Origin of the sequence: Candidatus Desulforudis audaxviator MP104C (genome assembly GCF_000018425.1) — a bacterium.
Lineage (GTDB): Bacteria > Bacillota > Desulfotomaculia > Desulfotomaculales > Desulforudaceae > Desulforudis > Desulforudis audaxviator.
In genome coordinates, this window is the sequence record NC_010424.1 from 1,990,787 (window position 1) to 2,004,220 (window position 13,434).

Sequence of the window (13,434 nt, forward strand, 5' to 3'; positions counted from 1 at the left end):
TGCAAAACGGCCACCCAATCATATGGTCTGGGCCTTGCGGTCGCCAGGAATGATCTGTTCGTAGGGCTCCTTGTCAAAGGTCAGTTCGTCGGTCTCCGCATTCCACACCGAGGTGATGAAGCAGTCGAAATTCGCGTCGTCCACTTCCGGGTAGTCGGTACGGTTGACGTAGCCCGGGTACCGGGTTTCCTTCCGGTAGTCGATATGGTCAATGACCAGTTGGCAAACGTCCAGACGGTTGATTACGTCCCAGGCGAGCTGCAGTTGGTGCAGGTCTTTCGCCACCAGGTACTGCAACTGTTCCCGCCGCATCCGGTTGATGAGCTTGCGGGCGATGCCCAGGTTGGTTTCGTTCACGTAGAACCACCGGGAACGGCCGCCGCAGTATTCCTCCATGATGTGCTGCATCCGCCACTCCATCTGGTTCGGGAACACGCCTTCCACCGGGTCCCCGCTGGTGAAGAAACTGCACTTCTCGTACCTTTCCAGGGGTGCGAAGATCTTTTTTTCCAGATCCGCGAGCACCGCGGGGTCAAGTTCCAGTAGTTCGGGCCGCTTCTCCTTGATGTAGCCAACCATGCTGCGCCCGGCCAGGCGGCCGCAGGTCCAACTTCCGGAGATGAAGCGCGACGGCGCGGCGCCCAGCGCGTCTCCAGAAACAAACAGGCGTTCCACCGTGGTCATCCGGGAGGTGCCGATCGTCCAGGCCCCGGCGGTGGCCGCGTTCGCCCCGACAATGGACGGGTTGTCGGCGTCGATCTCCACCGGCTCCCGGCCGGGGTTGATGTCGTTGCAGCCCCAGTACAGCACCAGGATGGGAGACATGTCCAGATACTGGGATTTCAAACCCTCCACACGCTGCGGGTCACCCCTGGTGGTGTCCATGTAGCAGGGGCCGCGGTTTTCCTGCATCTCCCGGCAGTATGCCAGCACCCGGATCGGGGTAGGCGCCGTGTGCCCGCCGAGCTTGACGTATTCCTCACGCTCGCGCATGAAGGCCTCGCCCTTAGCGTTGATCATAGGGGCCCACATGCCGATGGACATGGTTCCGGTCGCGGCGTAGGTGTCCTTGGTCCGGACCGGTACGAAACGGCTGTCGAACCCGACCATCTTGGCCCCGGCCCGTTTGCACATGGCGTAGGACCCGCCGGTGTTAAACGGGTAGTACCAGATCCGGTGGTGGGCGTCCCCCTGGCCCCGGGGACGCCAGATTCCGGCAGCCCCGCCGGCGCAAACCATGACCACTTTGCCGCGGGCCACGTAGTACTTGCCGTCCCGGACGCCGAAACCGACGCACCCGGCCACCTGGCCGTCCACCGTAATCAAGTCCGTCACGTAAACCCGGTTGTAAACTTTGGCCCGCGCCTTGATGGCCATGTTGGCGGTGATTGGTTTCAAGAGCGAACCGTTAATTTCGATGTTCCACTTGCCGCGGTTCAGGTAACTGCCATCAGCCTTTTTCTTGATCGGCAGCCCCTCTTTTTCCATCATGGCCACCGTTTCGTTGACCAGTTCGGCAACGCTCAACAGGATGTCTTCGCGCACCGGCGCGCCGCACATGTCATAGCGGATGTAGGCCACCAGGTCTTCCGGCTTACCTTGGTTGACGTACATGTTCAACGCGTTCATCCCGGCCGAGAGGGCGCCGCTGTTGCGGATGAAGGCCTTTTCCAGAATTACGATCTTCAGGTTGTCACCACCGGCCTGACGCGCTTCCCAGGCGGCCAAGCAACCAGCCGTGCCGCCGCCGATGATCAGAACGTCGGCATCGATGTATTCTCTCTCTCGTGCCACCTTGCTTCTCCCTCCCTTATAATTAAGGATAAAAAACTGCCCCCGCGCACCCTGACTCTACGAAACGGGAAACCACCTCCCCATGGGTCGGCGAAGACTATTAGGTCGGCTTAGGGGCACATACATTCCTCAATAAGTTAATATTAACAAAAACCCGGTCAAGTCCTGCCTGAAGGCAGGAGAATCTCGATCCCAATTAGTGGCAAGTCAAACGCGCTGTACAAACTCTACCGGTTAATCTTAAAACTACCACGAAATGCAACGGTTCACAAGTGTTCCGGCGGGCGACCGGAAAATTACGGCCGGCCGGGCGGGCTGGAGGCCCGGCGCCGGGCGGCGTACAGGAAGGCGCCGCTCGCGGCGATCACCGCCAGGCTCACCAACTGCCCCACTGTCAGTTCCGTGATGTTGCTGGCCGGTGAGACCCGCCAGAAATCGATCACAAAGCGGTAGGCGGCGTACAGGATCAGGAAAAAACCCATCACGTACCCGTCAAACGGCTTTTTCAAGCTCAGCCGCCAGAGCACCAGGAAGATGACCACGCCGAAACCGAAAGAATACAACTGGGTCGGGTGCCGGGCCACTTCGTCAAACGGGAAGACGATTCCGAACGCGTGGTTCGTGGGCAGCCCGTAACAGCACCCGTTCAAGAAGCAGCCGATCCGCCCGAACGGGTAGCCGGCCGCCACCCCCAGGACCAGAAGGTCTCCCACCCGGGCCAGCCTCAGCCGCCGGCGCCGGGTGAACCAAATCGCCACCAGCAGGCAAAGCCCCAGGGAGCCGAAGAACGAGAGCCCGCCCCCGTCCCAGAACCGCAGCATCTCCAACGGTGCCGTCCGGAAATTCTCCCAATGCAGGAACACGTAGGCAGCCCGGGCCCCGACCACCCCGGCCGCAATCATGTAGAGCGCCAGGTCAAGCAGGGTGTCGGTGTCGATCCCCTCGCGCCGGCCCACCCGCAGGACAACGAACAGTCCCACCAGGACCCCGACCGCCACCATCACCCCGTAGCTGGTGATGGTGAACGGCCCCAAATACGCTATAACCGGATGCAAAGTTGCCTACCACTCCAGACGACTGATATTCATTAGTTCCGGGCGCAGTCCCGAGCCCGGCCGGTCAGGATCTCCAGGCCGTGCGGCAGAGCCGGGAGAATGACCTCCAGGCACTCCCGCACCGCCTTCGGGCTTCCGGGCAGGTTCACGATCAGCGTCCGCTTTCTGATCCCGGCCACCCCCCGACTCAGGATCGCCCGCGGCGTCTTCTTGCTGGTCTCGGCGCGCATCGCCTCGGCCAAACCGGGCACCTGGCGCTCGACCACGGCCAGGGTCGCCTCCGGGGTGTTGTCGCGCAGCGCAAACCCGGTGCCGCCGGTGGTGAGCACCAGATCGGCCCGGTCATCACACAACTCGACCAGGGTTTCGATGATCACTTCGATATCGTCCGGCACGATCCGGGTGTCGACCAGTTCCCAACCCAGGGTGACGATCATATCTTCGATGACGCGCCCGCTCTCGTCTTCCCGCTCCCCCCGGGAACCCTTGTCGCTCGCCGTGACAACGGCCACCCTAAACATCGGGCAGCACCTCGATCGCGTCCCCCACTTGGACGTAACCGCTTTTGAGCACCTTCATGAAAATGCCCTCCCGGGGCATGATGCAGTCCCCCACCTGCTTGAAGACGGCACAGCCCACATGACACTTCTTCCCGATCTGGGAGACCTCCCCCTGAACTTCCGGCCCGATCCGGAGCCGGGTACCCACAGGCAGACTGTGCAGCTCGATCCCTTCGGTGGTCAGGTTCTCGGCGAAATCACCGGGGCCGACTTCCAGGCCTTTTTCCCGCATCCGGGTGATGCTTTCAACCGCCAGGAGACTAACCTGGCGGTGCCAGGGACCGGCGTGGGCGTCCCCAACGAGGCCCGACCCTACTTGAAGGTAGGCGCGCTGCACGTTGTCCTTGCGCACTCCCTTGATTTCGCTGGTGCAGACCGCTACAATCTTTCCGGCCACGGCGTTTCCCCCTCCCTGTCAAACCGGCCGCTCCTGCCCCCGGACTTGGCGATGAGCCTGATCTCCCCGATGACCATCTCCCGGTCGACCGCCTTGCACATGTCGTACACGGTCAGCGCCGCCACCGCAACGGCCGTCATTGCTTCCATCTCCACCCCGGTCTGCCCGGCCGTCTTCACCCGGGACTCGATCTCCAGGCGGGAGTGCTCTTTATCGGCCCGAAAATCCACTTCCACCACTGTCAGGAGCAGCGGGTGGCAAAGCGGGATAAGCCGCGCCGTCTCCTTGGCGGCCATGATGCCCGCCGTGCGGGCCACGGCCAGCACCTCGCCCTTGGCGGCGCGGTTATCCAGGATCAGGCTTAGGGTTTCGGGCCGCATGCTGATCGCACCCCGGGCGACCGCCTCCCGCACGGTGCTGGGCTTGGCGGTCACCTCCACCATTTTCACCTTGCCCCGTTCATCGACGTGGGTAAACCCGGACATATCCAACATACCACCCCGGAAAACTCTATCGCTGGATTTCGACACCGGGCAGCCTATTCCTGCTCCCACATTATCCTGCCGCAATCACGCAGGTCATACCCGCCCAGGGCCTGAACGGCCGCCTGGAAGCCCGGGTCCCTGATCACTTCCAGCAGGCGCCGCACGAGCGGTTTATCCCAGTACTCCTTTAAAATGCAAAGGTCGTAGCGCTCCTCGGCCACCGGCACAAAACCCAGTCCCAGGGCGGAGGCCGCGGCGCGGATACCCAGGCCGCAGTCCGCCGTCCCGCTCGCCACGGCGGCGGCCACTGCCATGTGGGTGTACTCCTCGCGCCCGTAACCGTCCACCTGTTCGGGCCCGATCCCGGCGAGCCGGAGGTGGTAATCCAGCAGCACCCGGGTGCCGGCCCCGCGCTGCCGGTTCACGAACCGGACCCCCCCCCGCGCCAGGTCCTCGAAGCTGCTGATCCGGCTCGGGTTGCCCGGGGCCACGATAAAGCCCTGCTCCCGGTAGGCCAGGTTCAAAAGGACCACCCCCCGCCCGGGCAGGTGTTTTTGAATGTAGGAAATATTGTACTCCCCGGTGGCTTCGTCGAGCAGGTGGGTGCCCGCCAGGTGGGCCTCGCCGCGCCGCAGCGCCAGAAGTCCCCCGAGGCTCCCCACGTGCGCCGAGGAAAGCCCGGCCCCCGGGTACTTCACCTTCAGGTGATTCGCCAGCATGTCCAAGGCGATGTCGTGGCTGCCGATGACCACGGCGGTTTCGTCGATTTCGGACAGCGGCCGCAAAAGCTCGACCTCCACCATTTCGCCGGCCTCAAAACCCTCGTTGAAGCGGGGCACCACCAACAGGCCGTCCGCGCGGATCAGGGTCAGAATCAGACCGGCCCCGCGCCCCAGGGGCGTGCAGACGATCTTGTCGCCCACCCGGCCGAGCTTCACCCGCACAAACTCGTCCACCCCCATGGGGGAGACGACCCGCCGGGAGAGCAGCGCGGAAACGCGGCGGCGCGGGGGCACCACCCGGCCGAGCCGGGCATAGATCACCGGGCGCAGGAAAAGCTCGGCATTCAACACCGCCGAGACCGGGTACCCCGGGATGCCGAACACCGGTTTGCCTTGGATCAGGCCCAGGATCACCGGCTTGCCCGGCTTGATCGCCACCCCGTGGGTAACGACCCGCCCGAGCTCGCCGATCAGGGCGGCGCTGAAATCCTCCCGTCCGGCCGAAGCCCCGGCGTTGATGACCACAACGTCCGCCGTGCCGACCGCTTGCTCCAGCGCCGCCCGCAGGCGGCCGTAGTCGTCCGGCACGATGTCGTGCCGCATGAAGTCGGCCCCCCATTCTTGCACCAGCGCCCCCAGGACGCGGCTGTTGTACTCCACGATGTCCCCCGGGCGCAGCGGGCCGCCCGGCTCAACGACCTCGGTCCCGGTGGGGATGAAGGCGACCCGCGGGCGGGGGTGCACCTGGAGACGCGTGACCCCGCCGGCCAGGAGCCCGCCGATGTCGACCGGCCGCACCACGTGGTTCGCCGGGACGATCATTTCGGTCGCCACCAGGTCCTCGCCGATCACCCGCACGTGCTGCCAGGGGAAGGCGGCCGAGGTGATCTCGAAGGCGTCCTCCGCCGTCCAGTGCACGTCCTCGATCATAATCACGGCGTCCGTGCCTTCCGGCAGCGGGTCCCCGGTATCCACCACCCGGGCCTGGTCCGGGACCCGCAGCGTAAGGGGGGAGATTTCAGTCGCTCCGAACGTGTCCCGGGCACGCACCGCCAGCCCATCCATCGCCGCGGCATGGTAGTGGGGCGACGAAACGGCGGCGAACACCGGTGCGGCCGTCACCCGGCCGGCCGCCTCGATGACGGGAATCTCCTCGGGGGGACCAGGCGCAAGCGCCCCCTCGCGGGCCAGAAAGGCGAGGTACTCTTGCCGCGCCTCTTCCAGGGGTTGCTCGGACAGATAAACGTTCCTCATTCACAACACACCCTTCCCAAAAAGGGGCCAGGCCCCTTTTTACCTTCTTTGACTTTCCCGGCGCTCCGAAAAAGGGGACAGTCCCCCTTTTTGGGGGGTTAGAATGGGATTACCTCCACTTCCTCGCCGGCGGCCACGCCCCGGCTCTCGAGCGGAATGCGCGCCAGGCCGTCGGCGCGGACCATGGTCGCGATCAGGCCCGACTTGCCCGGGATCGGGTCGGCCGTCAGCCGGCCCTCGCCGTCCCGTTCCAGGCGGACCCGCACGTAGTCCTCCTTGCCGGCCTGGGAGGTCAACGACCGCGTGACCCTGGCCCGGACCGGGAAGGCCCGGTAACCGGGGTCCAGCAGGGGCCGCACCAGCAGGGCAAAAACCACCATTGCCGAAACCGGGTGGCCCGGAAGCCCCACTACCAGCTTTTCACCGATGGCCGCACCGATAGTGGGCTTGCCGGGGCGTACGGCCAGGCCGTGGAAAAGCACCCCCGGCGCGCCCAGGCTCGCCACCACGTCCACCGTCACGTCCCGGCGGCCCACCGAACTCCCGCCCGAAATCAGGACGGCTTGTGTCTCGTCCAGGGCGCGGCGCATCACGCCGGCCAGGGTGTCAAAATCGTCCCGCACAATACCGTACACCACCGGTTCCGCCCCGCACTCGTGTACCTGGCCGCTTAGAGTGTAGGAGTTCACGTCCCGCACCTGCCCCGGTCCCGGCGTCTGGCCCACCGGCACAACCTCGTCCCCCGTAGTGACGATCCCCACCCGCAAGCGTTTCCGGGTCCGGACCCGGGTCACCCCGGCCGCCGCCAGCAGCCCCACGTCCTGGGGCCGCAGCCGGTGACCCCGCGGCAGGAGAAGCACGCCCTGCGTCAGGTCGTCACCCCGCCGGATCAAATTCTCGCCCGGCGCGACCGGGCGGGTGACCCCGATGGTGCGCTCGTCCAGATCCTCGGTATGCTCGACCATCACCACCGCGTCGGCGCCCTCGGGCAGCATCCCGCCGGTGGCGATCCGGAACGCCTGCCCGGTTTCGAGGCGCCCCGGGGGGGAGTGTCCCATCAACACTTCCCCGGCAACCTCCAGGTAGGCCGGCAGTCCTTCCGAAGCCCCGAAAGTGTCCCGCGCCAGTACGGCGAAACCGTCCATCGTGGACCGGTCAAAGGCCGGAACGTCTTCCGGGGCGAAGACGTCTTCGTCCAGGGTGCGGTGCAGGGCCGCCAAAAGCCCCGTGTCTTCCCCCGGCGTCTCCAGCCGTACGTGGTCCCGCAGAATCGACAGCGCGTCCGCAATGACGTATGCTCTAAAAAGGTCCAATAAACCTTACCTCCGCTCCACGATTCTACCTCATCCTACCATTATTCTGTCCGCAGTGCCGCACAAAAACCCGGGCCGCGCGGAAAGCACAAGCCCGGGTTCAACCCGAAAAAACCCCGCACCCAGCTGTGTTCCCCTTTCCGCAATGGGAGGCGTACCCGTTTCCCGGCACACCCTGTCGGTTTACGGCCATGACCTTGAAAGTGTTAGGCCCATAAACTCGGAGAATCTTTGAAGTAATGAAATTCTTGAACCGAGACGAAAACCCTGCCGGGTTCGGAAACAACCGAAGACTTTTTGGTTTGCTGGTTTGCTGGTTTGCTTGGGTTTTCGTAATTTTGTTAACCGGCGTTCACAATTCGGTCAAAATTGCGGGTTATACTTTTCATGGAGCAAGTTTTTGGAACATGTCTTTATCACTCAGCAAAGGAGGTGATTCACAGTGCGTCGCGCCATTATACCCCTGGCCCTCGCCTTGATCTTGGTCTTTGCCGCGGCCCAGATCGCCGCCGCCGGCTGGGGCGCCGGGGCGGGACCCGGCGGCCGGGGCATCGGCACCTTTGGCTGGACCAACCTGGCCGATGAGCTCGACTTGACTGCGGAGCAGTCCGCGAAGATCCAGGAGCTTCAGGCCCGCCATTTCCAAAAGATGAACCCGCTCCAGAACCAACTGCGGGCGCTCCACCAGGAAATGCGTCAACTGCGCTTCCAGCGCGGTGTCGATCAGGCCCAGATGCAAGATCGGATCAAAAAAGCCGGTGAACTCCGGGAGCAGATGCGGCAGGAAGCAGCCGCTTTCCGGACCGAACTGCAGGGGATCCTCACCGACGAGCAGCTGGCCAAATGGTCCGAACTGCGCCGCGGGGGATTATGCCCGAACCCGGACGGCCCGCGTTACTTCTCGAAAATGCCGGGCGGCCGGAGCGGCCCCGCGCAATAGGCACGCCACCAGCACAAACGGGATCAGGCCCCACGCGCCTGGTCCCGCTTTGTGTTTCGGCATTTTTTGTGTTAATGGGCCCGATATTGTACACTAAAACTGTAATCAAACGGGGAACGACTTCGCGTAATCGCGAAAGAACGCGCTTTTTTGAGGTGATCTGACTTGCACGCCGGCGTGATTTTAATGGTTGAGGACGAGGCGGCGGTCCGGGACGTAGCCCGGTTGTACCTGGAAAAGGAGGGTTTTCGGGTGGTGCCGGCCCTCGACGGGGAACAGGCCCTGGAACAACTGACCGCGGTGAACCCTGACCTGGTGATCCTGGACATCATGCTGCCCAAGAAGGACGGATGGAGTGTTTGCCGCGAGATCCGGCGGCAAACGGCCGTACCGATCATCATGCTTTCGGCCAAGGGCGAGGAGTACGACCGGGTGCTCGGGCTGGAACTCGGTGCCGACGACTACGTCACCAAACCTTTCAGCCCAAGGGAACTGGTGGCCCGGGTCAAAGCCGTCCTGCGCCGGAGCAATGCCCCGGCGGGCACGGGGGCCGGACCGGCGCTCCGCTACCCGGGACTGACCATCGACACGGAGGCACGCCGGGTGGAGGTTGAAGGGCAGCCCATCGCGCTCACCCCCAAGGAATTCGAATTGCTGGCCTTTCTGGCTTCCCGGCCCCGGCGGGTTTTCAGCCGGGAGCAACTTCTGGCCGGTGTCTGGGATTACGAGTACCCCGGGGACACGCGCACCGTGGATACCCACATCAAGCGGCTGCGGGAGAAGCTCCGGGGCACAGGGCGGAACTACCTAAAGACAGTTTGGGGACTCGGCTATAAGTTTGAGGTGTAATAGTGTCCAGTATTTTTGGCAGGCTCTTCGGCTCGTACCTGGCCGTAATCGTCGTTACGCTCGCCGTGGTGCACCTGGCGACCGCGTACCTGTTCGCCGACTACTACTTCGCCGCCCGGGAAAAGGAATTGCTCCAGGAGGCGGAGGCCCGGGCCGGGATCCTGGCCGTGGAGGCCGGCCGGCAGCGGTGGGGTCCGGGCGGAAATATTCTAAGTTTGCTCAACGAGCGGTTGGTCGTGCTCGACCGCCGGCAGATCGAAGCTTCGCATTTGGGCCGCGGCCCGGGCCCCCGCTCCTGGCTCGGCCCCGAAGAGTCATCCCGGCTCCTTGCGGGCGAGACAACGGCCACCCGGAGATATTTGCCCCATATCGAGAAGGAAGTCCTGGCGGTGGCCGCGCCGATCCGCCACGACGGCGAGGTCACCGGCGCGGTGCTGGTGTTCGCGCCCGTGGCCGACCTGGACGCCACGGTGACGACCGTGCGGCGGATCACCCTTTCGGCGGCCGGGGTAGCGGTGCTCCTGGCGATGGGCCTGAGCTTTTGGCTCTCCCGTTCCCTCTCGGAACCCCTCCTGGAGATGAGCCGGGTCTCGGTAGACATGGCCCGGGGCCGTTTCGACCGGCGGGTAACGGTGCAAAGAAAAGATGAAATCGGGCGGCTGGCGGAGAATCTGAACCTCCTGGCTGGCTCCCTGGACCGCTCGGTGGGCGAACTAGCCCGCGAGAAAGGAAAACTGGAGAGCGTGGTGGCCAACATGGCCGAGGGCGTGGTAGCCGTTGACAGCAGCGGCGAGGTGATTCTGACCAACGCCCCCGCCCGGAACATCTTGAAAAACGGAACCGTCCCCGAACTTACGACGCTTTTTCAGGAAGTGCTCGCCAACGGCGAGCGGGGCGCGGTCGAAATAGATCTGAACGGGGCCCACCTGCTGGCCCAGTGCTCTCCCCTGCGCCACGGGGACGGTGCGGTTTTCGGTGCCGTGGCCGTGCTGCAAGACATCACCGCCCTGCGCCAACTGGAACAGATGCGCCGCGATTTCGTGGCCAACGTTTCCCACGAACTGCGCACGCCGCTGACTTCCATCCAGGGGATCATCGAAGGGCTGATTGACGGGGTGATACCGGCCGCCGAGGCCGGCCGCTACCTGCGGGTGGCGCACGGCGAGAGCCTGCGGATGAACCGGCTGGTGCAGGACCTGCTGGACCTGGCCGCACTGGAGGCCGGCCGTGCCGACTGGGAACTGCACGCTGTGGAACTCGGAGAAATCCTGGACCGGGTGGAAATCCGGCTCCAGGCCCCGCGGTCCGAGAAGGGGCTCGCCATCAGGCGGGAGGTGCCGCCAGACCTGCCGCCTCTGCTGGCCAATGAAAACCGGCTGGAGCAGGTTTTGACCAACCTGGTGGAAAACGCCGTCCGTTTCTCCCCGCCGGGCGGGGAAATCACGGTGGCGGCCGAAAAGCGGCCGCACAACAGGATTACGGTCACCGTCCGGGACCAAGGTCCGGGCATCCCGCCGGAGGACCTGCCCCACGTTTGGGATCGTTTCTACCGCGTCGAGAAATCCCGCGCCCGGGAGACCGGAGGCACCGGTCTCGGGCTCGCAATCGTCAAGCAGATCGTCGAAGCGCAGGGCGGCGAGGTCGCCGTTGAGAGCAGCCCGGGCGAGGGCGCAAGTTTTTTCTTCACCCTTCCGGCCGCCGACAGCCTGATTGACTAGAAGCGGCCGAAGACCATGCCGGTCGTGGTGGCCGCCACCACCACCAGCCCGATATAGGTCAGCGCCTTTTTGGTGCCCAGGATGTTCCGGATCACCAGCATGTTCGGCAGGCTCAGCGCCGGGCCTGCCAGCAGCAGGGCCAGCGCCGGCCCCTTTCCCATCCCCATGTCCAGGAGCGCTTTTACAAGCGGCACCTCGGTCAGGGTGGAGAAGTACATCAGCGCCCCGACCACCGAGGCCAGCAAGTTGGCCTGCAGGCTGTTGCCGCCTACGGCCGCCGCCACCCAGGCGTCCGGAACGACCGCCTTCAGCGCCCCGGCGAGAAAAACGCCGACCAGCAGAACCGGCACGATCAGCCGACCCAGGGTGAAGGTTTCCCGCAGCCATTCCACCACTTCCTCCCTGGTGAACCAGACCGCCAGGACCAGGCCCAGGGCGGCGAGCAGACCCCCCAGCACCGCCAGGTAGGTCAGGTGGGGCAGGCCCCAGCTGCCGGCCAGCAAGACGGCCACGAGGATCAGGAAGAAAGCCAGGGTTTGGGCCGGGGGCTTCCCGGCGCCGGTCCCCGCCGCGGGATTAAAACCCTGTCCGGCGGCGGCCGCCGCCCCGGCCTTGGCCGCCTCTTCCCGGCGGTACAGCACGGACATCGCCAGGCCGATCACCACTGCGAACACCACCGCCCCGACGGCCCGGCCGGCGCCCAGGTCAAAACCCAGGAGCCGGGCCGTAAACACGATCGCCAGCAGGTTGATGGCCGGACCGGCGTAAAGAAAGGTGATCGCCGGACCCAGCCCCGACCCTTTGCGGTAGATCCCGGCAAAGAGCGGCAGGATGGTGCAGGAGCAAACGGCCAGCACCGTTCCGGACACCGAGGCCACCCCGTAAGAGACGTACTTGTTAGCTGTGGGGCCGAAGTATTTCAGCACCGCCGCCGAGGAGACGGCGACCGCGATCCCGCCGGCGATGAAGAACGCCGGCACCAGGCAGGTAAGGGTGTGCAACGTGAGATATTCCATCAGCTCCCGGTAACCGCTGCACAGGTATTCCAAGCGGATGTCGACCTCCTCAGTCAACTAACATAAAGCATAAAGAAAAAACTGTGCGGACTGCCTTATTCCCGCCCGAGCAGGCGCAGCTGCTCCCGGGCCTGCCGGGTGAGCATCTCCCTCAGGATGTCCATCATCCCAAACACCTCGGGGCGACGCACCCAGTACATCACCCGCATCCCGTCCTTGCGTGAGCCCAGCACCCCGGCCCGCTTCAAAACGGCCAGGTGCTGGGACGTATTGGACTGTTCCAGGCCTATGTCGGCCATAATCTCGCAGACGCACCGCTCGCCCCCGCGCAGCTGCTCCACGATCCGGATCCGGGTGGGATGGCCCAGAGCTTTCAAGATGCCGGCCTGCAAGGCAAAAATGTCATTTCCCAACGCTACCCCTCCGCTCGGAGTTTATGAGCATATTCTAATATAGATAGTATTCTCCGGCAGACCGCCTGTCAAGTGAAAAAGGGCCGCACCTGGCGGCCCCCGGGGGGCGGTCCAACGTTTTCAACTATTCTGGGCGCTTTATCGCCCGGGGATGATGAAACAAGAACCGGGCCAACACCGGCACGGCGTTGGTGGCCGCGTTACCGCCCGGGGATGACACTCTTGCCCGGAATAATCCCCCCGCGCATGCTCCGGGCATCGGAAACACTGAAAAAGCACTTCGGATCGTGCCCGTTTAGCACCTTCAGCGCACGGGGCAGGTTCTTGCGCTTCATGAAGAGGAACAGGATCTTGCGGTAGCCGTCGCGGCCCTCACCGGTCACCAGGGTGACCCCGAACCCCTCCTTGCGGAACAGGGCGGTCAACTCATCCACCTGCGTCACCGGTGGAAACACTTGCAGACATACAAACCCCATCGCCAGCCGTTCCTCCAAGAAGGCACCGACCAGGTTCCCGGTGGCAAACCCGGCGGCATAGGCGATTATTTTCCCCGGGTCGGTCAGGCCGCCCTGCAGGACGAAGTTTAAGACCAAGATGAAAATGCTGACCTCCAGGAAGCCGACCAAACTGGCCTGCCACTTGCGGCCTCTGGTCAACAGGAGAATCCGGATGACATCGAGCGACATGTCGGCCACCCGGGCGAAGAAAATCAAAAAGTACCCCAGCAACATACCGAGCCAGGCTTCCACCACGCCATCCCTCCCCTGCCAAAAAGCGGTCCACCGGAGCATGGAAAAAGCAGCTCGCAAACGGCTGCCCTCTTCTCATTTAAACGCTACCACAAAAGTATATTGATTTGGGCGCCGGTGTCAAACGGGACACGCACCACCCGGCTCCAAGAGCCGAGAATAGCCGGCA

General features: G+C 64.2%; 13 protein-coding genes and 1 riboswitch. Of the genes, 3 read left to right on the forward strand and 10 right to left on the reverse strand.

Annotation, left to right across the window (positions count from 1 at the left end):
- Positions 1-18 precede the first annotated feature (18 nt).
- From DAUD_RS09555 to DAUD_RS09585, 7 genes are all read right to left on the reverse strand, one after another.
- Positions 19-1,794, reverse strand: a complete 1,776-nt coding sequence (locus tag DAUD_RS09555; RefSeq protein ID WP_012302958.1) for an adenylyl-sulfate reductase subunit alpha — start codon at positions 1,792-1,794, stop codon at positions 19-21.
- 296 nt (positions 1,795-2,090) lie between these two features.
- Entirely contained in the window at positions 2,091-2,849 is a 759-nt protein-coding gene (gene lgt / locus DAUD_RS09560) for a prolipoprotein diacylglyceryl transferase (protein ID WP_012302959.1), read from the reverse strand.
- 32 nt (positions 2,850-2,881) lie between these two features.
- The gene (mog, locus tag DAUD_RS09565; protein ID WP_012302960.1) at positions 2,882-3,370 is read right to left on the reverse strand and encodes a molybdopterin adenylyltransferase; all 489 of its coding nucleotides are present in this window, start codon (positions 3,368-3,370) and stop codon (positions 2,882-2,884) included.
- Positions 3,363-3,806, reverse strand: coding sequence for an MOSC domain-containing protein (locus DAUD_RS09570; RefSeq protein WP_012302961.1), 444 nt, complete (start codon positions 3,804-3,806; stop codon positions 3,363-3,365). The genes mog and DAUD_RS09570 overlap by 8 nt, the downstream gene beginning before the upstream one ends.
- A complete protein-coding gene (gene moaC / locus DAUD_RS09575) occupies positions 3,788-4,300 on the reverse strand; it encodes a cyclic pyranopterin monophosphate synthase MoaC (RefSeq protein WP_012302962.1) in 513 nt (170 codons plus the stop codon). Before moaC ends, DAUD_RS09570 begins: the two co-directional genes overlap by 19 nt.
- A 44-nt stretch (positions 4,301-4,344) precedes the next feature.
- Positions 4,345-6,267, reverse strand: coding sequence for a molybdopterin biosynthesis protein (locus DAUD_RS09580; RefSeq protein ID WP_012302963.1), 1,923 nt, complete (start codon positions 6,265-6,267; stop codon positions 4,345-4,347).
- A gap of 98 nt (positions 6,268-6,365) precedes the next feature.
- The gene (locus tag DAUD_RS09585; protein WP_012302964.1) at positions 6,366-7,580 is read right to left on the reverse strand and encodes a molybdopterin molybdotransferase MoeA; all 1,215 of its coding nucleotides are present in this window, start codon (positions 7,578-7,580) and stop codon (positions 6,366-6,368) included.
- Positions 7,581-7,697: 117 nt separating this feature from the next.
- Positions 7,698-7,818, reverse strand: a riboswitch (molybdenum cofactor riboswitch).
- 204 nt (positions 7,819-8,022) lie between these two features.
- Between DAUD_RS09585 and DAUD_RS09590 the strand changes: the two genes are divergently transcribed.
- From DAUD_RS09590 to DAUD_RS09600, 3 genes are all read left to right on the forward strand, one after another.
- A complete protein-coding gene (locus tag DAUD_RS09590) occupies positions 8,023-8,520 on the forward strand; it encodes a Spy/CpxP family protein refolding chaperone (protein ID WP_012302965.1) in 498 nt (165 codons plus the stop codon).
- A 186-nt stretch (positions 8,521-8,706) separates the two neighbouring features.
- The gene (locus tag DAUD_RS09595; protein WP_041571333.1) at positions 8,707-9,369 is read left to right on the forward strand and encodes a response regulator transcription factor; all 663 of its coding nucleotides are present in this window, start codon (positions 8,707-8,709) and stop codon (positions 9,367-9,369) included.
- Positions 9,370-9,371: 2 nt separating this feature from the next.
- Positions 9,372-11,087 (forward strand): ATP-binding protein, encoded by a 1,716-nt coding sequence (locus DAUD_RS09600; RefSeq protein WP_012302967.1) that lies wholly within the window; start codon positions 9,372-9,374, stop codon positions 11,085-11,087.
- Here DAUD_RS09600 and DAUD_RS09605 read toward each other — a convergent pair.
- The 3 genes from DAUD_RS09605 to DAUD_RS09615 form a co-directional block, all read right to left on the reverse strand.
- On the reverse strand, positions 11,084-12,136 hold the full coding sequence (locus DAUD_RS09605; RefSeq protein ID WP_012302968.1) for a permease: 1,053 nt from the start codon (positions 12,134-12,136) through the stop codon (positions 11,084-11,086). The two genes, DAUD_RS09600 and DAUD_RS09605, sit on opposite strands and share 4 nt — an antisense overlap.
- Positions 12,137-12,198: 62 nt before the next feature.
- Positions 12,199-12,516 carry an ArsR/SmtB family transcription factor gene (locus DAUD_RS09610; protein WP_012302969.1) on the reverse strand — a complete coding sequence of 106 codons (318 nt, stop codon included), beginning with the start codon at positions 12,514-12,516 and terminating at the stop codon, positions 12,199-12,201.
- 200 nt (positions 12,517-12,716) lie between these two features.
- Positions 12,717-13,268 carry a DUF2179 domain-containing protein gene (locus DAUD_RS09615; RefSeq protein WP_242647844.1) on the reverse strand — a complete coding sequence of 184 codons (552 nt, stop codon included), beginning with the start codon at positions 13,266-13,268 and terminating at the stop codon, positions 12,717-12,719.
- Between the last annotated feature and the right edge of the window lie 166 nt (positions 13,269-13,434).

Bases quoted from the DNA above. Each gene is read 5' to 3' on its own strand.
- DAUD_RS09595 (WP_041571333.1), top strand. From the start codon at position 8,707: ATGGTTGAGGACGAGGCGGCGGTCCGGGACGTAGCCCGGTTGTACCTG.
- moaC (WP_012302962.1), bottom strand. From the start codon at position 4,300: ATGTTGGATATGTCCGGGTTTACCCACGTCGATGAACGGGGCAAGGTG.
- DAUD_RS09580 (WP_012302963.1), bottom strand. From the start codon at position 6,267: ATGAGGAACGTTTATCTGTCCGAGCAACCCCTGGAAGAGGCGCGGCAA.
- mog (WP_012302960.1), bottom strand. From the start codon at position 3,370: ATGTTTAGGGTGGCCGTTGTCACGGCGAGCGACAAGGGTTCCCGGGGG.